The organism is Ruegeria sp. YTSC192, from assembly GCF_059609705.1.
In genome coordinates this window covers 22,277-41,643 of the sequence record NZ_JBXWMG010000011.1, presented here as the reverse complement: position 1 = coordinate 41,643, position 19,367 = coordinate 22,277, and the positions used below count along the sequence as shown (strand labels likewise).

The 19,367-nt window shown below is 60.0% G+C and carries 18 protein-coding genes; 11 read left to right on the top strand and 7 right to left on the bottom strand.

What is annotated here, in order from left to right:
* Positions 1–17: 17 nt before the first annotated feature.
* The 9 genes from sucC (at position 18) to lpdA (ending at position 10,264) form a co-directional block, all read left to right on the top strand.
* The gene (gene sucC / locus AC2FD8_RS15405) at positions 18–1,211 is read left to right on the top strand and encodes an ADP-forming succinate--CoA ligase subunit beta (RefSeq protein ID WP_496857513.1); all 1,194 of its coding nucleotides are present in this window, start codon (positions 18–20) and stop codon (positions 1,209–1,211) included.
* Between the two features lie 83 nt (positions 1,212–1,294).
* A complete protein-coding gene (gene sucD / locus AC2FD8_RS15400) occupies positions 1,295–2,176 on the top strand; it encodes a succinate--CoA ligase subunit alpha (protein ID WP_117870362.1) in 882 nt (293 codons plus the stop codon).
* A 103-nt stretch (positions 2,177–2,279) separates the two neighbouring features.
* Complete coding sequence (locus AC2FD8_RS15395; RefSeq protein ID WP_496857512.1) at positions 2,280–2,876, top strand: DUF805 domain-containing protein; 597 nt, start codon at positions 2,280–2,282, stop codon at positions 2,874–2,876.
* Complete coding sequence (locus tag AC2FD8_RS15390) at positions 2,873–3,415, top strand: DUF805 domain-containing protein (RefSeq protein WP_496857510.1); 543 nt, start codon at positions 2,873–2,875, stop codon at positions 3,413–3,415. Before AC2FD8_RS15395 ends, AC2FD8_RS15390 begins: the two co-directional genes overlap by 4 nt.
* Positions 3,412–6,369, top strand: coding sequence for a 2-oxoglutarate dehydrogenase E1 component (locus AC2FD8_RS15385; RefSeq protein WP_496857508.1), 2,958 nt, complete (start codon positions 3,412–3,414; stop codon positions 6,367–6,369). The genes AC2FD8_RS15390 and AC2FD8_RS15385 overlap by 4 nt, the downstream gene beginning before the upstream one ends.
* Before the next feature lie 3 nt (positions 6,370–6,372).
* On the top strand, positions 6,373–7,881 hold the full coding sequence (odhB, locus tag AC2FD8_RS15380) for a 2-oxoglutarate dehydrogenase complex dihydrolipoyllysine-residue succinyltransferase (protein ID WP_496857507.1): 1,509 nt from the start codon (positions 6,373–6,375) through the stop codon (positions 7,879–7,881).
* 2 nt (positions 7,882–7,883) lie between these two features.
* Entirely contained in the window at positions 7,884–8,153 is a 270-nt protein-coding gene (locus AC2FD8_RS15375; protein WP_496857505.1) for a hypothetical protein, read from the top strand.
* A gap of 134 nt (positions 8,154–8,287) precedes the next feature.
* The gene (locus AC2FD8_RS15370) at positions 8,288–8,845 is read left to right on the top strand and encodes a hypothetical protein (protein ID WP_496857503.1); all 558 of its coding nucleotides are present in this window, start codon (positions 8,288–8,290) and stop codon (positions 8,843–8,845) included.
* A gap of 30 nt (positions 8,846–8,875) precedes the next feature.
* On the top strand, positions 8,876–10,264 hold the full coding sequence (gene lpdA, locus AC2FD8_RS15365; protein WP_496857501.1) for a dihydrolipoyl dehydrogenase: 1,389 nt from the start codon (positions 8,876–8,878) through the stop codon (positions 10,262–10,264).
* Positions 10,265–10,286: 22 nt separating this feature from the next.
* Here the strand turns inward: lpdA and AC2FD8_RS15360 are convergent, their stop codons facing one another.
* Positions 10,287–10,865 carry a TetR/AcrR family transcriptional regulator gene (locus tag AC2FD8_RS15360; RefSeq protein WP_496857499.1) on the bottom strand — a complete coding sequence of 193 codons (579 nt, stop codon included), beginning with the start codon at positions 10,863–10,865 and terminating at the stop codon, positions 10,287–10,289.
* A gap of 102 nt (positions 10,866–10,967) precedes the next feature.
* Here AC2FD8_RS15360 and AC2FD8_RS15355 point away from each other — a divergent pair, with 102 nt between their 5' ends.
* Entirely contained in the window at positions 10,968–11,561 is a 594-nt protein-coding gene (locus AC2FD8_RS15355; protein WP_496857497.1) for an NAD(P)H-dependent oxidoreductase, read from the top strand.
* 9 nt (positions 11,562–11,570) lie between these two features.
* On the opposite strand, the gene AC2FD8_RS15350 is transcribed toward AC2FD8_RS15355, so the two are convergent.
* Genes AC2FD8_RS15350 through AC2FD8_RS15335 form a run of 4 tightly spaced genes read right to left on the bottom strand, consistent with a single transcriptional unit; the run spans position 11,571 to position 14,476 of the window.
* Positions 11,571–12,176: a pyridoxamine 5'-phosphate oxidase family protein gene (locus tag AC2FD8_RS15350; protein WP_496857495.1), complete on the bottom strand. Its 606-nt coding sequence runs from the start codon at positions 12,174–12,176 to the stop codon at positions 11,571–11,573.
* A complete protein-coding gene (locus AC2FD8_RS15345; RefSeq protein ID WP_496857493.1) occupies positions 12,163–12,903 on the bottom strand; it encodes a lysophospholipid acyltransferase family protein in 741 nt (246 codons plus the stop codon). The genes AC2FD8_RS15350 and AC2FD8_RS15345 overlap by 14 nt, the downstream gene beginning before the upstream one ends.
* Entirely contained in the window at positions 12,903–13,802 is a 900-nt protein-coding gene (locus tag AC2FD8_RS15340) for a cell division protein FtsX (RefSeq protein WP_496857491.1), read from the bottom strand. Before AC2FD8_RS15340 ends, AC2FD8_RS15345 begins: the two co-directional genes overlap by 1 nt.
* Positions 13,799–14,476, bottom strand: coding sequence for a cell division ATP-binding protein FtsE (locus AC2FD8_RS15335; protein WP_496857489.1), 678 nt, complete (start codon positions 14,474–14,476; stop codon positions 13,799–13,801). Before AC2FD8_RS15335 ends, AC2FD8_RS15340 begins: the two co-directional genes overlap by 4 nt.
* A gap of 184 nt (positions 14,477–14,660) precedes the next feature.
* Between AC2FD8_RS15335 and AC2FD8_RS15330 the strand changes: the two genes are divergently transcribed.
* Positions 14,661–15,377 carry a zinc-ribbon domain-containing protein gene (locus tag AC2FD8_RS15330; protein WP_496857488.1) on the top strand — a complete coding sequence of 239 codons (717 nt, stop codon included), beginning with the start codon at positions 14,661–14,663 and terminating at the stop codon, positions 15,375–15,377.
* A 108-nt stretch (positions 15,378–15,485) separates the two neighbouring features.
* Here the strand turns inward: AC2FD8_RS15330 and AC2FD8_RS15325 are convergent, their stop codons facing one another.
* Positions 15,486–18,029 (bottom strand): TIGR02302 family protein, encoded by a 2,544-nt coding sequence (locus AC2FD8_RS15325; RefSeq protein ID WP_496857486.1) that lies wholly within the window; start codon positions 18,027–18,029, stop codon positions 15,486–15,488.
* A gap of 36 nt (positions 18,030–18,065) precedes the next feature.
* Positions 18,066–19,331, bottom strand: coding sequence for a diaminopimelate decarboxylase (lysA, locus tag AC2FD8_RS15320; RefSeq protein WP_496857485.1), 1,266 nt, complete (start codon positions 19,329–19,331; stop codon positions 18,066–18,068).
* Positions 19,332–19,367 lie beyond the last annotated feature (36 nt).

Genomic DNA, 19,367 nt, shown 5'->3' with positions numbered 1-19,367 from the left:
CAGACGGGACAATTTCGATGAACATTCACGAATACCAAGCCAAGGCGCTTCTTCGCAGCTATGGCGCTCCGGTCTCCGACGGTCGCGCGGTTCTGCGCGCCGAGGAAGCCAAAACCGCAGCCGGTGAACTGGACGGCCCTCTGTGGGTTGTGAAGGCGCAAATCCACGCAGGTGGGCGCGGCAAGGGCAGCTTCAAAGAGGCCGACGCAGGTGAAAAAGGCGGTGTCCGTCTGACCAAGTCGGTAGAAGAAGCCGCCGAAGAGGCCAAGAAGATGCTAGGCCGCACACTGGTCACACATCAGACCGGCCCCGCAGGCAAACAGGTCAACCGCATCTATATCGAGGCCGGCTCTGGCATCGAACGCGAGTTGTATCTGGCCCTGCTGGTGGATCGCCAGACCAGCCGCATCTCATTTGTCTGTTCGACCGAAGGCGGCATGGATATCGAAGAAGTGGCCGCTGCCACGCCCGAGAAAATCCTGTCCTTCTCGGTTGACCCCGCGACAGGCTATCAGGCCTACCATGGCCGCCGCATCGCGTTCTCGCTGGGCCTGCAGGGCGCTCAGGTCAAGCAATGCGTCAAACTGATGAACCAGCTCTATAATGCCTTCGTCGAGAAGGACATGGAGATGCTGGAGATCAACCCGCTGATCGTCTCGGACAAGGGCGACTTGAAAGTACTGGACGCCAAGGTCGGCTTTGACGGCAACGCGGTCTATCGCCACCCGGATATCGCCGAGCTGCGCGACACCACCGAAGAAGACCCCAAGGAACTGGAAGCGTCTAAATACGACCTGAACTACATCGCGCTGGATGGTGAGATTGGCTGCATGGTCAACGGTGCCGGTCTGGCGATGGCGACGATGGACATCATCAAGCTCTATGGCGCTGAGCCTGCCAACTTCCTCGACGTGGGCGGTGGCGCCACCAAAGAGAAAGTGACCGAGGCGTTCAAGATCATCACCTCGGACCCGCAGGTCAAAGGCATTCTGGTCAACATCTTCGGCGGCATCATGCGCTGTGATGTGATTGCCGAGGGCGTCGTCGCCGCGGTGAAAGAGGTCGGTTTGAAAGTGCCGCTGGTCGTGCGTCTGGAAGGCACGAACGTTGAGAAAGGCAAAGAGATCATCAACACCTCTGGCCTGGACGTGATCGCGGCGGACAACCTGAAAGACGGTGCCGAGAAGATCGTGAAGGCCGTCAAAGGCTGAGTGTCATCCCGTAGGGTGGGCTTCAGCCCACCTTTCCCAAGATTTCGGCGGGCTGAAGCCCGCCCTACAAAGGAGAACGCCAGATGGCAGTCCTCATCGACGAAAATACCAAAGTGATCTGTCAGGGCTTTACCGGCTCGCAGGGCACATTCCACAGCGAACAGGCCATCGCCTATGGCACCAAGATGGTCGGCGGCGTGACCCCCGGCAAAGGCGGGATGGAGCATCTGGGCTTGCCCGTGTTCAATTCGGTCCACGAGGCCAAGCATGTGACCGAAGCCAATGCCAGCGTGATCTATGTGCCGCCGCCGTTTGCGGCTGACTCGATCCTTGAGGCGATTGACGCCGAGATGGAAGTGATCGTCTGCATCACCGAAGGTATCCCGGTTCTGGACATGATGAAGGTGAAGCGCGCGTTGGAAGGCTCAAGCTCGCGCCTGATCGGCCCGAACTGCCCCGGTGTAATCACGCCCGACGCCTGCAAGATCGGTATCATGCCCGGCCACATTCACAAGCGCGGCTCGGTCGGCGTTGTGTCGCGTTCGGGCACGCTGACCTATGAGGCCGTTAAGCAGACCACCGATGTGGGTCTCGGCCAGTCCACTTGCGTCGGTATCGGCGGCGACCCGATCAAAGGCACCGAGCATATCGACGTGCTGGAATGGTTCCTGGCCGATGACGAGACCGAGTCCATCATCATGATCGGTGAGATCGGTGGCTCGGCCGAGGAAGAAGCCGCGCAATTCCTGGCGGACGAGGCCAAGAAGGGCCGCAAGAAGCCAACCGCCGGTTTCATCGCAGGCCGCACAGCCCCTCCGGGCCGCCGCATGGGCCACGCGGGCGCGATCGTCGCCGGCGGCAAAGGCGGTGCCGAAGACAAGATCGAAGCCATGCGCTCGGCCGGTATCGTCGTGGCTGAAAGCCCGGCGCAGCTGGGTGAGGCTGTGTTGGAAGCGATTGGGTAAGTGATCAAGGACCGGGCATATGCTCTGAGAGCTAAGCTCGGTAGTCAGGGTGGACGGTTGGCGTCCGCCCTGTTTGAAACTGAGATGCGCCCCGGGAAGTATGATGACAATTATTGAAGCCACACGTGCATGCTTCATAAAGTACTTTGTTTTCTCGGGAAGAGCCTCTCGGCCCGAATTCTGGAAATTTGTACTGTTCCTGCTGCTTGCATCAGTCGTAGTCACAATTCTGAATTCTGTGCTTTTCGGGCCAACCGTAACCCAGAGCTTTAAAGTGTCAGTCAACTCGCAAGGCGAACAGACACAAGGCTTGGTAACACATTACTCCTATGACGGCGGATGGATGGGGCTTGCACTACAACTCTTGACAGCAATACCTCTTCTTTCTGCGGCTTGGCGGCGAATGCACGACATTGGCCGCCCGGGTTGGCACGTACTCTTGCCGATTCCTGCGTTCGCTCTTTCGGCTTTGATTATCTTTCTAACGTCGCAACCTGTCGCAATTGATCGCAGTGCAATTCCGGCAGAGCTCGACATAGCGGAAACGGTGAGGCTGCCGCAAAGTGGCGCGATGTTTGTGATTGCCTGGCTGATCGCTGTTATTGGTGTGATTTGCGTGATCGTCTGGTTGGCGCGGCAATCAGAGCAAAACCGAAATCGATTTGATCCAATAGCTAACAATGGAGAGGTCGCACCATGACCTTCTCCGACGCCATCCGCACCTGTTTCTCCAAGTTCTTTACCTTCTCAGGGAGGGCCTCTCGGCCCGAATACTGGTTGTTTTTCCTGTTCATCGTGATCTGGAGCTTCATTGCCGGGATCATTGACTGGCAGTTCTTCACTCAGGTCGCAGTGACCGAAACCGAGACGTCCAAATCGGTCACGGCCACCTCAACAGGCCCGGTGCAAAGCATCGTGGCCCTGATCGTCTTTTTCCCGCATCTGGCCGTCGCGTGGCGGCGGATGCATGATACCGGGCGCAGCGGGCTTTACGCTTTGCTGCCGATCATTCTGATCCTCGGGGCGTTTGCGGTTCTGATCTTCGGCATCGGCCTTGCCTCACATTTCCAGCACGGCGGCAATCTGGACATTCTGTTCACACGTGCCACTCTGCTGATCGTCATTCCGACACTGCTTGTTCTGGTAGTGTCGCCCCTCCTGGTTCTGTGGTGGCTGACCCGCCCGTCTCAACCAGGCACCAACCAATACGGTCCCAACCCATATGAGGTAGCCCAATGACCGAACACACGCCCAATTCCGCGTTCCATGCCTCAAGCTTCATGCAAGGCCACAATGCCGAGTATCTGGAGCAGCTCTATGCCCAATACACCAAGAACCCCGGCGCGGTGGATGCCGCCTGGGCCGAGTTCTTCAAGGCCATGGGGGACGCCACTCCGGACGTTCAGCGCGAGGCCGAGGGGCCATCCTGGGCGCGGACCGACTGGCCGCCGATGCCAACGGATGATCTGACCGGGGCGCTGACGGGTGAGTGGACCGAGATCGATGCCAAGGCGGCAGGCAAGAAGATCAAGGAAAAAGCAGCCGACAAGGGCGTCGAGGTCAGCGATGACCAGATCAAGCGCGCCGTGCTGGACAGTTTGCGGGCGCTGATGCTGATCCGGGCCTACCGGATCCGGGGCCATCTGGCCGCCGATCTTGATCCGCTGGGGATGCGCAAGGCCACCAACCATCCTGAGCTGGACCCCAAGACCTATGGTTTCACCGATGCCGATATGGATCGCCCGATCTTTATCGACAACGTTTTGGGCCTGCAGATGGCATCCATGCGCCAGATCGTCGAGATTGTGAAACGCACCTATTGCGGCACTTTTGCGCTGCAATACATGCATATCTCGGATCCCGAACAGGCCGCATGGCTGAAGGAACGGATCGAAGGCTACGGCAAGGAAATCGCCTTTACCAAAGAGGGCCGCAAGGCGATCCTCAACAAGATGGTCGAGGCCGAAGGGTTCGAGAAATTCCTGCACGTCAAATACATGGGCACCAAGCGGTTCGGTCTGGACGGCGGCGAGGCGCTGATCCCCGCGATGGAGCAGATCATCAAGCGCGGCGGCGCTTTGGGCCTGAGTGACATCGTCATCGGCATGCCGCACCGCGGTCGTTTGAACATCCTGGCCAATGTGATGGGGAAACCCTATCGCGCCATCTTCAACGAATTCCAGGGCGGCAGCTTCAAGCCCGAAGACGTAGATGGCTCGGGCGATGTGAAATATCACCTCGGTGCCTCCAGTGACCGTGAATTTGACGGCAACTCGGTTCACCTGTCACTGACCGCCAACCCCTCGCACCTAGAGGCCGTGAACCCGGTTGTTCTGGGCAAGGTGCGCGCCAAGCAGGATCAGCTAGGGGACACTGACCGGACCAAGGTCATGGCCATTCTGTTGCATGGCGATGCGGCTTTTGCCGGTCAGGGTGTGGTGGCCGAAGGGTTCGGCCTGTCGGGCCTGAAAGGGCACAAGACCGGCGGAACGATGCATATCGTCGTGAACAACCAGATCGGCTTTACCACCGCGCCGCATTTCTCGCGCTCCAGCCCGTATCCGACCGATATCGCGCTGATGGTCGAAGCCCCGATCTTCCACGTGAACGGCGACGACCCCGAGGCGGTCACGCACGCCGCCAAGGTCGCAACCGAGTTCCGCCAGAAATTCCACAAAGACGTGGTTCTGGACATCTTCTGCTATCGCCGGTTCGGGCACAACGAGGGCGATGAGCCCATGTTCACCAACCCGATCATGTACAAGAAGATCAAGACGCATAAGACCACGCTGTCTCTGTACACCGAGCGTCTGGTCAAGGATGGCCTGATCCCAGAAGGTGAGATCGAGGATATGAAGGCCGCCTTTCAGGCTCATCTGAATGATGAGTTCGAGGCTGGCAAAGACTACAAACCCAACAAGGCCGACTGGCTGGATGGGCGCTGGTCGCATCTGGACAAGAACAAAGAAGACTACGTGCGCGGCGATACGGCCATTGCCCCGGACACTCTGACCGAGATCGGGTCGGCGCTGACCACCGCCCCCGAAGGCTTTGCCTTGCACAAGACGGTCGGGCGTTTGCTGGATCACAAAAAACAGATGTTTGAAACGGGCAAGGGCTTTGACTGGGCCACTGGCGAAGCGCTGGCCTTCGGGTCTTTGCTGACCGAGGGGTATCCGGTGCGCCTGTCCGGTCAGGACGCGACGCGCGGTACATTCAGCCAACGCCATTCGGGCTTGGTCAGCCAAGAGAATGAGGACCGCTACTATCCTCTGAACAACATCCGCAAAGGTCAGTCACATTACGACGTGATCGACTCGATGCTGTCGGAATATGCGGTTCTGGGTTTTGAATACGGCTACTCGCTGGCTGAACCCAACGCTCTGACCCTGTGGGAGGCGCAGTTTGGTGACTTCGCCAACGGGGCGCAGATCATGTTCGATCAGTTCATCAGTTCGGGCGAAAGCAAATGGCTGCGCATGTCCGGTCTGGTGACGTTGTTGCCGCACGGGTTCGAAGGGCAAGGCCCCGAACACTCGTCAGCACGTCTGGAACGGTTCCTGCAAATGTGCGGGCAGGACAACTGGATCGTGGCGAACTGCACGACGCCTGCGAACTATTTCCACATCCTGCGCCGTCAGCTGCACCGGACCTTCCGCAAGCCGCTGATACTGGTGACACCGAAGTCGCTGCTGCGCCATAAACTGGCTGTCAGCGCTGCGGATGACTTCACCACCGGCTCCAGCTTCCACCGGGTGCTGTGGGATGATGCACAGAAAGGCAATTCGGACACCAAACTGGTGGCGGATGACAAGATCAAGCGGGTCGTCATGTGCTCGGGCAAGGTCTATTTCGACCTGCTGGAGGAACGCGACGCGCGCGGTATCGACGACGTCTATCTGATGCGGATCGAACAGTATTACCCCTTCCCGGCGCATTCGCTGATCAACGAGCTTGAGCGCTTCAAGGGGGCCGAAATGGTCTGGTGTCAGGAAGAGCCCAAGAACCAGGGTGCCTGGACCTTTATCGAGCCCAATATCGAATGGGTCCTGACCCGCATCGGTGCAAAACACTCACGTCCGGTCTATGCCGGTCGCGCCACCTCGGCCTCGCCTGCAACGGGTCTGGCCAGCCAACACAAAGCCCAACAAGAAGCGCTGGTGAACGAAGCGCTGAGCATTGAAGGAAAGTAAACGATGACGATCGAAGTTCGTGTTCCCACGCTTGGCGAGTCTGTCACTGAAGCCACGGTTGCGACCTGGTTCAAGAAACCCGGTGACGCCGTGGCCGTGGATGAAATGCTGTGTGAGTTGGAGACTGACAAGGTCACGGTCGAAGTGCCCTCGCCCGCAGCTGGCGTGATGGGCGAGATTGTCGCCGCAGAAGGCGAGACCGTTGGCGTGGATGCCCTGCTGGCCACGATCGCCGCAGGTGAAGGCGCGGCCCCTGCCCCGGCAGCAGCAGTCCCGGCACCCGCGGCCGCTCCGGCAGCGTCGGGTGGCAGCGTCGATGTGATGGTGCCCACGCTGGGTGAATCGGTGACCGAAGCCACCGTCTCGACCTGGTTCAAGCAGGTTGGCGACGCCGTTGCGCAGGATGAAATGCTGTGTGAGCTGGAGACCGACAAGGTCTCGGTCGAGGTTCCCGCCCCCGCCGCTGGCGTTCTGGCGGAAATCGTCGCGCCCGAAGGCACAACCGTGGATGCATCGGCCAAACTGGCCGTGATCTCGGGCTCCGGTGCAAGCGCTGCCCCAGCAGCCGCCCCTGCCGCCGCAGCAGCCCCGGCTGCAGCTGCAACCGGCAAGGATGTTGCCAACGCGCCGTCGGCGGAAAAAGCCATGGCCGAGGCTGGTCTGTCTGCCGCTCAGGTCTCTGGCACCGGTCGCGATGGGCGTATCATGAAAGAGGACGTAGCCCGCGCCGTGGCAACGGCTGCTGCACCCGCGCCTGCCGCCGCTCCGGCGTCAGCCCCTGCGCCGCGTGCACCGGTTGCCGCCGATGACGCCGCGCGCGAAGAACGGGTCAAGATGACCCGCCTGCGTCAGACCATCGCCAAGCGTCTGAAAGACAGCCAGAACACCGCCGCCATGCTGACCACCTATAACGAGGTGGACATGACCGAGGTGATGGCCCTGCGCAACCAGTACAAAGACCAGTTCGAGAAGAAGCACGGCGTGCGTCTGGGCTTTATGTCGTTCTTCACCAAGGCCTGCTGCCACGCGCTGAAAGAAGTGCCCGAGGTGAATGCCGAGATTGACGGTACAGACATCGTCTACAAGAACTTCGTCCATATGGGCGTCGCCGCCGGTACGCCCACAGGTCTGGTGGTTCCGGTCATCCGCGATGCGGACTCGATGTCTTTCGCCGGGATCGAGAAAGCCATCGCCGAGAAAGGCAAACGCGCCCGTGACGGCAAGCTGAGCATGGCCGAGATGCAGGGTGGCACCTTCACCATCTCGAACGGTGGTGTCTATGGCTCGCTGATGTCGTCGCCGATCCTGAACCCCCCGCAATCGGGCATTCTGGGCATGCACAAAATCCAGGACCGTCCGATGGCGATCAACGGTCAGGTTGTGATCCGTCCGATGATGTATCTGGCGCTGTCCTATGACCACCGGATCGTCGATGGCAAAGGCGCGGTGACCTTCCTTGTCCGCGTGAAAGAGGCGCTGGAAGATCCACGCCGCCTGTTGATGGACCTGTGATCATGGCAACTCATGTCCTCTGGCAGGCCGATGTGGCCGATTTCGATGCCTGGCTAAGCGTGTTCCGGGAAGACCAGCCAATACGCGAGGCTGCGGGCATTCGCGACCTGCATATCTGGCGCGATCCCGATCAGCGCGACCATGCAATCGCCATGTTCGAGGTTACAAACCTCGACAAGGCGCGGGCCTTTTTCGATTCGGAAGAGCTGGCGATGCACCACGAACGGGGCGGCATCGCACATATCAGCATCAAACTGCTGGAACCGGTATAAGCCTACCCGCAGGGGCAGTTTTTCACTTTCCCTGCGGCCCTCGGTCACGAAGGGACCGCCAAAGAGATGAAGTATCGATTGCGAGCTGGAGAATCCGGGTGCTGAAAGACGGGAAACGCGACGGGGATAGAAAGATGTCTTCGTCGCAGCAGACTGATTTGACTGATCCTTCGCAGGACTTGGGTTCGCTGGCCCAGCAGATCAGCGATCATTCTGCGCTGGAAACAGACACGCGAATTGTGGTGCTGACTTTCATCCGGTTGGTTGCCATGGTGTCCGCTTTGGTTTTCCTGACCGGCTGGGCACTGGATCTGTTGAATTTCCGGGACGCATCGCGATTTGTCGTTCAGTTGACATTCATTGCAGCGATGCTTGTCGCGCATGGCCGGTTTCGCGAACTTTACGGGCTCAGCAGACCCTTGTGGGCGAACTGGTTCTTCTACGCTCTGATCGCGCTTGCTGCTGTGGGTCTTGTGATTGCACCTGCAGGACAGCCGAGCGCCCTGTCCCTCACACTGGCCGCTTACCTCATGCTTATCCCCCCGATCTTTGGTGCAATTCTGGCCCTGAATGACCCGGCCAAGGCTGCGGCGCTCAGAAACATTGCAAGGTACAGAAATGCGCTTCCCCGAAACCAACGAAAACGCTTTGATGCAGAAGCCAAGCTGCATCTGGCAGCCAATCGCAAATAGCGGATACCAAACAAACAAGGGAAATGACCCATGGCAAATTATGACGTCATCGTAATCGGCGCCGGCCCCGGCGGCTATGTCTGCGCCATCCGTTGCGCGCAGTTGGGCTTGAAAACCGCCGTGGTCGAAGGGCGCGAAACATTGGGCGGCACCTGCCTGAACGTGGGCTGTATCCCGTCCAAGGCGCTGTTGCATGCCTCGCACCAATTGCATGAGGCCGAGCATAACTTTGCCAAGATGGGCCTGAAGGGCAAATCGCCTTCGGTCGATTGGAAGCAGATGCAGGCCTACAAGGACGAGGTGATCGACGGCAACACCAAAGGCATCGAGTTCCTGTTCAAGAAGAACAAGATCGACTGGCTGAAAGGTTGGGGCTCGATCCCTGCTGCTGGCAAGGTCAAGGTCGGCGATGAGGTGCATGAAGCCAAGAACATCATCATCGCCTCGGGGTCCGAGCCATCCGCGCTGCCGGGTGTCGAAGTGGACGAAAAGGTCGTCGTGACCTCGACCGGCGCGCTGTCGCTGGGCAAGATTCCGAAAAAGATGGTTGTGATCGGCGCGGGCGTTATCGGTCTGGAGCTGGGCTCGGTTTACAGCCGTCTGGGCGCCGAAGTGACGGTGATCGAATTCCTCAAGGAAATCACGCCGGGTATGGACCCCGAAGTGCAGAAGACCTTCCAGCGTATCCTGAAGAAACAGGGCCTGAACTTTGTCATGGGCGCGGCGGTGCAAAAGACCGAAGCCACCAAGACCAAAGCCAAGGTGACTTACAAGCTGCTCAAAGATGACAGCGAGCATGTGATCGACGCCGACACCGTGCTGGTTGCGACGGGGCGCAAGCCTTACTCGGATGGGCTGGGACTGGACGCACTTGGCGTTGAGATGACCCCGCGCGGGCAGATCAAGGTGGGCGCTGACTGGCAAACAAATATCCCCGGCATCTACGCCATTGGCGACGTGATCGAAGGCCCGATGCTGGCCCACAAGGCCGAAGACGAAGGTATGGCTGCGGCCGAACAAGTCGCCGGAAAGCACGGCCACGTGAATTACGGCGTCATCCCCGGCGTGATCTACACCTGGCCCGAGGTTGCCAATGTGGGTGAAACCGAGGCAACGCTGAAAGAGCAAGGCCGCGCCTACAAGGTCGGCAAGTTCATGTTCATGGGCAATGGCCGCGCCAAGGCCAACTTTGCCTCTGACGGCTTCGTCAAGATTCTGGCAGACAAGGAAACCGACCGGATTCTGGGCGCGCATATCATTGGCCCCGCTGCGGGCGATCTGATCCACGAGGTTTGCGTGGCAATGGAATTCGGCGCCTCAGCCGAGGATCTGGCCCTGACCTGCCACGCCCACCCGACCTATTCGGAAGCGGTGCGTGAGGCCGCTCTGGCCTGTGGTGACGGCCCAATTCACAGCTAAATCTCTCTGACCCCGGCAGCGATCAGCCTGTCGGGGTCAACCAGGCATTCAGGTAGGTTTCCAGCCTGTCGGTGAACGTTGTCGCCGAGTGCAACGCACAGAACCTGAGCGACATGGCCTGAATCGCAAAGGCCTGCACACCTTCGGCCAAAAGCTCGGACGGCACGTCCTTGCGCATCTCGGCTGCGTCCAGCCACATCATAACCACCCGGAAATACCGCTCAAAGCAATAAGCGATCGGCCCAACATCCGCGATAGCGGTTGCGCCAGAGTACCGGATCAGCAGATCAAACACATACCGCTCGGACATCATGAAACTGTGGACCGGTTCCAACGCAGCGATAAGCTGCTTGACGGTTTTCGGCGACGGCCCCGCCTCGGCCTGATCCAGGCACGTATTCAATCTGTCTGTGATCAGGATCTCCATTAACGCATCCTTGTCGCGGAAATGGGCAAAGAAGGTGCCCTTGGCGACACCGGCCAATTGCACAACCTCTTCCACCCGAAGGCCCTCATACCCGTTTTTCTGAATCAACTCTTCCGACACTGCCATCAGGCGGGCGCGGGTTTTCAACGTGCGTTTCTGAACTGTCTTTTGCATGAGGCCAGATTGCATGTTTTTTGACCGTGGTCAAATTTAATATTGACCGCGGTCATTTTTTTACCATATAAACTGACCACGGTCATTTTTAGGAGACATCCCATGCACACCAAGAAAATCCTGATCCTCGACGGACACCCAGCCGAAAACAGCCTGTCCCGGACGTTTGCGAAAACCTACGGCGACGCCGCGCGCCAGAACGGTCATGACGTCCGCCTGATCCATCTGAGCGACCTTCAGTTCGATCTCGATTTTGGACAGGGCAACTATCACGCGTTCAAACCCCTGGAACCCGAGCTTGAGAAGCTGTTGCAGGATTTCGAATGGAGCGATCATCTCGTTATGACAGCGCCAATGTGGTGGGGCGGCCTGCCCGCAAAGCTGAAAGGCCTGATTGATCGCATGTTCATCCCGGGACGAACATTCGATACACGAAACACCACCAAGCTGGGCTTTCCGGCCCCGATGCTGACCGGCCGCACCGCGCGAGTCATCCTGACCTCGGACACACCTGGCTGGTTCATGCGCCTGATCTACCGTCAAGCGCTGATCCGGCAAGTTCGTGATCAGATACTCGGTTTTGTCGGTTTCAAGCCAACGCGGTTTACATATTTCGCAGGGGCCAGCGAACCAAAGCCTGGAAGCGTCGATCGTTGGATATCCAAGGTCGCCAGAATTGGCGCACAGGCGGTCTAGCTGCCGTGCCTACCACATCGTCTTTGCGGCACGCACGCCCCATTCCTGGTCGTATTGCGCGCCGCCTTCCTCACCGGATGAGGCTTCTGCAAGGATCTCGCCAACTGTAGGCAATCCATCGCTTTGATCGCCGGACGTCCACGTGCCAGCCCGCATCAAGGCCCGGGCGCATTGGGTGTAGATCTCGGCAATCGAGATAACAATTACGGTGGCCGGTTGCTTGCCTTGTTTTTCGAACCGCGCCCTCAACCCTTCGTCCGCAGATACGCGCGCCGTCCCGTTCAGGCGGACCACAGTGTTGGAGCCGGGCACGATGAACATCACCGAAACCCTCGGGTCGCGAACGATATTGCGCAAGGAATCCAGACGGTTGTTTCCCCGCCAATCCGGCATTGCCAACGTGTTGGGATCAAGCTCGGAAACAACTGGCCCATCGTCACCGCGCGGGCTGCCATCGACCCCTTCTGGGCCAACGGTGCTGAGAACACATAGGCGCGATGCCATGATCCATCGCCGGTAGAGCGGCGTCAGGCTGTGCGCGACCTTGCGCAACGATGGCGCGCCGGGCGTGCCATAAAGTGCCTCTAGGCTCGGGATGTCTTCAATGAACTCCATCCGGATCAAACCCCACTTCTTTCATCAACGCGTCTGAGCGTGTCTCGATCACGTCTTCCAAACGGCTCAGAAACGCGTCCCGTTCGACGCCCGGTTCAATCGGGTCCAGGAAATCGACGATCGCCAGCCCCGGCTTGCGCAAGATACCGCTGCGCGGCCAGAATACGCCGGCATTGGTCGCAACCGGCACGCAGGGAAAGCCCAACCCCCCATACAGGATCGCCGTGCCGACCTTATAGGGTTTGGACACACCGGGCGCGACACGGGTGCCCTGAGGGTAGATGACCAACTGGCCGGGTTCGGCGAATTCCTTTGCGACGTCTTTGACCATTTTGGCCACCGCCACACCTTTCTTGCCGCGATTGACCGGGATGCAACCCAAACGACGGGCATACATTCCGATGACCGGGGTCCATAGCAGCTCTCGTTTCATGATGAACTTACCATTCGGGACGGCGGCGAAAATCATGATGATATCAAGGAAAGACTGGTGCTTGGCACCTACGACAACTTCACCCGTTGGGACCGTGCCGCGCACCTCGCACCGGATACCGACCATCCAGCGCGCAAGCCACATGGTGCTGCGGGCATATGTCTTGCAGGCTTGCCGCGCACCGCGCTTCGTGAAGATCGCGTAGGGCAGAAATACAATGCCGAGGATCAGCATCCAAGCGTAGATCACAATCATGAAGATCAGGGAACGAATCCACTGAAAGCCCTTTAACATCAGGAAAGCTCCTTCAACTTACGGCGCGAAGCGGTCCAGGTGGCAAGGAATGCAACCACGGCACCCAGAACGGGGATCAGCAAAGGCAGCACCCAGCCAAGCCCCTGAAACCCTACTCCGGTCAGAAATCCACCCTCATCCGAGGGGTTGGGCAAAAGCAGAACGCCCGTCATCCCCAACATGGTTCCGACAAATGCGCCAAAGAAAGCGCGGTAGGTAAAGCGGCGCACGAATGCGCCTGCGATGAACCGATCCCGCGCGCCCACCTGCCGCAACACCGCGATGATGCTGGCATTCGCAGCAAGCGAGGCGTTGGCCGCCAGTGTGATCATGGCCGCAGTCGCGCCTCCGATCAGCAGGATCGAGACCCAGCCCAGCCGTCGCAGGGACATCGCTGCATCCACCAAGGGCTCGCGCCAACGGGTGTGATCATCCAGAACCGCTCCGGGCACTTCAGCGCCCAATCGCAGGCGTAGACCCGCGGTGTCCAGACCCGGCTCACCTTCAACGATTTCAATCAGTTGCGGGATAGGTAGCGTTTCAATCGGCAAGTCCGGCCCGAACCATGGTGACAGCAGCGCGGCTTGTTCCTCGGCCGTCAGCGCGCGGGCCGAGGCAACGCCGGGTGTCTGGCCAAGAACGGTCAGCGCGGTTTCCGTCTGCGCCGCCATCTGCTCGGCCGGGGCGTTGATGCGCAAGGTGGCAGCCCCCGCCAGTTCCGAGGCCCAACGATCCGCGACCCGCCCCGAGGCCAGCGAAAGCGCCAAGGCAAACACCGCCAGAAACGCCATTGCGCCTGAGACAAACAGGGTCAGATGCGCGGTATACCCGGTCGGGGGGACAACGCGATCCGCGCGTGTATCCCGGCGCAGCAGGTTGCGGATGTCACCATTGCTCATAGGTCCGCTCCGGCCAAATGCAGTTTGCGCTGCGAGATGCGCAGCACGCGGGCCTGAACCTGGCTTTTGGCCGCCCGGATCAAGCTCAGGTCGTGGGTGGCAATCAGGACGGTTTTGCCCATGCGGTTCAGCTCGACCAAAAGACGCAACAGCCGTTGCGACATCTCCCAATCGACGTTGCCGGTCGGCTCATCCGCCAGCACCACATCAGGCGACAGGATCACGGCGCGGGCCAAAGCCGCACGCTGACGTTCGCCGCCCGACAGTTCGGGCGGATGCGCGTCTAACCGGGCCCCCAGCCCGACCCAGGACAAAAGCTCAGTCAGGTTGTCCTGCTCTTCCGACTCGGCACGGCCCGAGACCATCAACGGCAGGGCCACGTTTTCAGCCAGCGTCATGTGATCCAGAAACTGGCAATCCTGATGCACAACGCCGACGCGACGCCGCAGCAGGGCCATCTGATCCCGATCCAGACGCGCGATATCTTCGTCAAACACGCTCAACCGACCCGAGGTCGGCAACAACGCGCCATAGCACAGCTTTAACAAAGTGGTTTTGCCCGCGCCGGAAGGTCCGGTCAGGAAATGGAACGAGCCGGGCTGCAATTTGACCGAGACATCGCTCAGCAATGCGCCGTCGCCATAGGTATAGCTGACATTTTCCAGCTCGATCACAGGTGTCCCCAGTTCTTTTGCCGATCTTCTTGCCCGAGCTTGCCTGCGGTTTCAATGCCTGCACCGGGTCCAATTGGCGACACTTGCCCCATGAAACCGAAAACGCCCTTTGCTGTTGGGTCTTAACGGAATATCATCCTTGAAAAAACTACTATCGGGCCGAACGTCAGGCCGGGGAGGCAGTATGAGACTTACATGTCCGAATTGCGGCGCTCAGTACGAAGTGCCGGACGAGGTGATCCCCGAAGAGGGGCGCGATGTGCAGTGTTCCGCCTGTGACCAGACGTGGTTTCAGCCCAAGCACCCCGAAGACGCAGCACCCGCTACCGAAACACCTGATACCACCGCCGAGGCTGGCCCTGAGCCCACACCAGAGCCAACCCTTGAACCCGAGAAAAGCGCCGAAGTTGCGGACGAGACTCCCTCAGATTCTGGCAAAACCGGCAGTGTTGACCCTGCCGTCGCCAGCATTTTGAAGGAAGAGGCTGCGCGTGAGGCTGAGCTGCGCTCTCAAGAGGGCAGCAGCCTTGAAACGCAACCGGATCTGGCGCTGGATGATTCTGTGGAACCCGAGTTTCAGATCAAGCGCCCGACTGCGACCGAGACCGCCGAGGATGCGGGGCAGAAGGATGAGCTTCCGGATGTTGAGACCATCAACTCGGGCATGCTGAGCGATGAGGCCGACGATACGCCCCCGCCCAAACAATCCCGAGGGTTCGTGCGCGGTTTTGCCGTGATGTTGATCATCGGCGTGATCCTGTATCTGATCTACGGCAATGCGCAACAGATCAGCGAGGCCGTGCCGCAAGCCGATCCTGCGCTGGACTCGTATGTATCCCTGATCGATCAGGCCCGTATCTGGCTTGAGACGCAAGCCGGGGCTGGCGCGCCACAGGAATAAAGCGTTTCGGGTTTTACCTTGGTCATCAAGTGACACGAATGTCCTGATAGCGCTGAAAACTTGGCAGGGTATTCGTGTCGCAGGTTTAACCCGAAACGATATAGCGGCTCAGAACCGTTCCAGCAGACGTTTGAGGTATTCCAGCTCGATCTCGGGCCGGTCGGTTTCGCCGGTCCTACGGCGTATCTCGTCCAACAGCTCGCGCGCACGGCGGTAGACGTCTTCGCCCTGTAACAGGTTGTCATCGGTCGAGATCGACCCGGCCGCACCGGGATTGCGGCCCAGCGGATCGCGGCTGTTGGCTTGCGCCTCACCTTCCTCGGTGCCTTGTCCGGATTGGTTCTGCTGGTTCTGCGCCATGGCCTCACCCAAGGATCGCATCCCTTCGCGCAGGGCCTCCATCGCCTCGGACTGACGGTCGATCGCTTCGGCCAGATCATTGCCACGCAGGGCCTCTTCGGCCTCTTCCATTGCGTTATCCGCGCGGCCCAGCGCATCGCGCGCCGCGTCGCCTTCGGGGGTGCCTGCACCGGGCAAGCCCTGTTGCTGTCGGTTCAATTCCTGCCGCAGGGCCTCTTGCCGATCCGCCAAGGAGCCTTCGCCCGATTGGCCCTCGCCCGCCTGATCCGAGCCCTGACCCTGACCGCCCTGACCCTCGTGGCTTTCGCCCCGTCCCTGACCGCCATTGCGACCCTCATTGCCCTGATTTTCTCCGGCCTGAGCACCGGGATTGAACTGTTCCTGCAGATCGCGGAACGCCTGATCGCTCAGGCCTTGCTGTTCGCGCAGGGTCTCGGCCAAGCCTTCCATGGCCTGTTGCCCCTCGGATTGGCCACCCTGCCCCTGGCCCTGGGTGACGCGCATGTTTTCCATCATCTGCTGGAACTCTTCCAGCGCCTGCTGCGCCTCGGCCATGCGGCCCTGTTCCATCAGCTCTTGAATGCGATCCATCATGGCCTGCAGATCGTCCTGCGTCATCTGCATGCTTTCGCCGTTCTGACCGGACTGGCGCTCATCACTGTCGCCGTTTTCTTGCGCAAGACGCTGCAACTGGTTCAGGTAGTCCTGCGTGGCCTCGCGCAATTCTTGCATCAGCTCGGCGATTTCCTCATCGCTGGCCCCGTTCTGCATCGCTTCGGTCAGACGCTCCTGCGCCCGACGCATCCGCTCCAGTGCATCTGCCAGAGTGCCGTCTTCAATCAAGACCGCCAGATCCCAAAGGGCCTGCGCGATCTCAGCCTGTTGTTTGTCCTTCAAACCGTAGTCGTTGAAGGTTTCCAACCGCCGCAGGGTAACCCGCAGCCGCAGATAGGCGGTATCGGAGCGAAACAGTTCCTCGGGCCGGTGCGACACGGCCCGCAGCACCTGTGCGACACGCGGCGCATTCGACCGCGACCAGAGCAGATCGCGGCGCTGTTCGATCACCGCAGAGGCCAAGGGATCAAAGAACCGGCGCGCGGGCAGATCGGTCAAATACGGCTCGGACGTGCTTTCCTGATCCGAGGCGTCGCGCGCCATCAACGTGATACGAACCGGCAGATGCGCCCATGGGTGCTGCGAGAAATCTTCGATCAGATCCTCGGTGAAATCCGCGCGGTCTCCGGTGATCGGCATCGGCAATTCGACCTCGATCACCTCACGCGGCTCCGGGTCAGCTATCAGGCCATAGCGACGATCGACCGAAGCCAAGTCCAGCTCGATCACGGCTGATCCTGAGACGATCCCATAGTCATCCGAAGCCGCAAAGGGCAGCTTCATCTGCCCGCCCGCCTCGGCCTCGGCCACGTCTGCAACCGCAATGCTGGGCGGGGCGTCAGGGATGACATCCACCATCCAATCCCGCCCGGCGGGGCCGTCAATGCGCATCTGGCCTGAACGCGCGACGGTGAAGTCCTGCTCGGGCGCGGTCGCGGCCTCGGCACCGAGGGGAGAGCTTGTTTCGGTCAGGCTATGCGCGCCGACCTCGCCGTAGAAACGCAGGGTAACGCGACTGCCTTGCGGGACCGATAGCGCGGGTCCGGTCTGATCAGCCAGATAGAGCGTCGGCAGCCCGGTATAACGCGGTGGTTCGACCCAACCTTCCCATGTTGGACCTTGTCCTGCCACCGCAGTTCCGGGGGCCATCTCGGCCACTGAACCAATCCGCCAGAACGAACCGAACAGGGCCGCGACCACCAGCGCCAGCAAAGCCGCGTAGCGCAGGGCATAAGGATCGCGCGCGGCCAGTCTCAGGTCGGGTTTGGCAACACGTGCTTGCGCCGCGCGGTCCGCCATCCGCGCCTTGTGCGCCTGCCAGAGGGCAACCGAATCCGCATCCCCCGCGCCAATCGCCTGATCATCCATTAATGCCTGAATCGGACGCCCCGGCAGGGTTTCATCCAATCGGGCCAGCGCTTCGGCCCGTGACGGGAGGTAGAATTGCCGAATCCCCAAGATCGCGCTGACCAGCAGCGCCATGATCGCAACTAGGGCGGCACACCAAACAATCTCAACCCGCACCAGGTCCTGCAGGCCCAGCATCAATGCCGCCAAAGCAGCCATCAAAACCGAGAAAAACGGCCAAAACGCGCGCAAAACCTGCTCGGCCAGCAATCCGGCATGTGTCATCCACACGGACAAGCGGGGAACGGGCAGGTTTGGTTTGTCGCGCAAAGCGGGCCTCCGGGGTTGGCCTGCGCGCCTACCGCGTCAGAGCCACTCAGGTATGGTATCGCGGTTTATGATTTCGTCAAAGCTTGGGCGTTCACGAATTACGGCAAATTGATCCCCATTCACCAAAACCTCGGGGATCAGGGGACGCGTGTTGTATTCGCTGGCCATCACAGCACCATAGGCCCCGGCGCTGCGGAAGGCGATCAGATCACCCGGCGCAAGGGGCGGCATGTTGCGCTGTTTGGCAAAGGTATCACCGGATTCGCAGACCGGACCAACGATGTCATAGGGCTGCTGCTCGATCCCCGCCGCGGGTTCCTGCACGGCAACGATATCGTGATGCGCCTCGTACATCGCCGGGCGGATCAGGTCGTTCATGGCTCCGTCGACGATCAGGAAGTCACGGCCTTCGCCGGATTTCACATAGATCACCTTGCTGACCATAATCCCGGCATTACCCGCAATAAGGCGACCGGGCTCGATTTCGATCTCACACCCCAAGTGACCCAGTGTTTTCTTGATCAGCGCACCATATTCCAACGGCAAAGGCGGCGCGTCGTTCGAGCGGGTGTAGGGAATGCCCAACCCACCGCCCAGATCAAGACGTCGGATATTGTGGCCCTCGGCGCGCAACTGCTCGGTCAGTTCGGCGACTTTGGTGTAGGCCAGCTCAAACGGCTCCAGTTCGGTCAGTTGCGAACCGATATGGACGTCGATGCCAATGACCTCCAACCCCGGCAGCGAGGCCGCGTGGGCATAGACCTCGGACGCGCGCGAGATCGGGATGCCGAACTTGTTCTCGGACTTGCCCGTCGCGATTTTTGCATGGGTCTTGGCGTCCACATCCGGGTTCACCCGAACGGTAATCGGCGCAACCACGCCGAGTTCCACGGCGACCGCGTTGATCACTTCCATCTCGGGTTCGGATTCGACGTTGAACTGGCGGATACCGCCAGTCAGCGCTATGCGAATCTCATCTGCCGTCTTGCCAACGCCGGAGAAGACGATCTTGTCGCCGGGCACACCGGCGGCCTTGGCGCGCAGGTATTCCCCGCCCGAGACCACATCCATTCCGGCCCCCGCTTGCGCCAGCGTCTTCAGGATCGCCTGATTGCTGGCGGCCTTCATCGCATAGCAGACAAGGTGGTCCGTGCCCTCAAGCGCGTCATCGAACAGCTTGAAATGCCGCAACAGAGTCGCAGTCGAATAGACATAGAAAGGGGTTCCGACCGCGGCTGCGATTTCAGAGATCGGGACATCCTCGGCGTAAAGCGCGCCGTCGCGGTAGAGAAAATGATCCATAGCAGCGCGCTTAGACCAAAAGAGGCGTGCGGATCA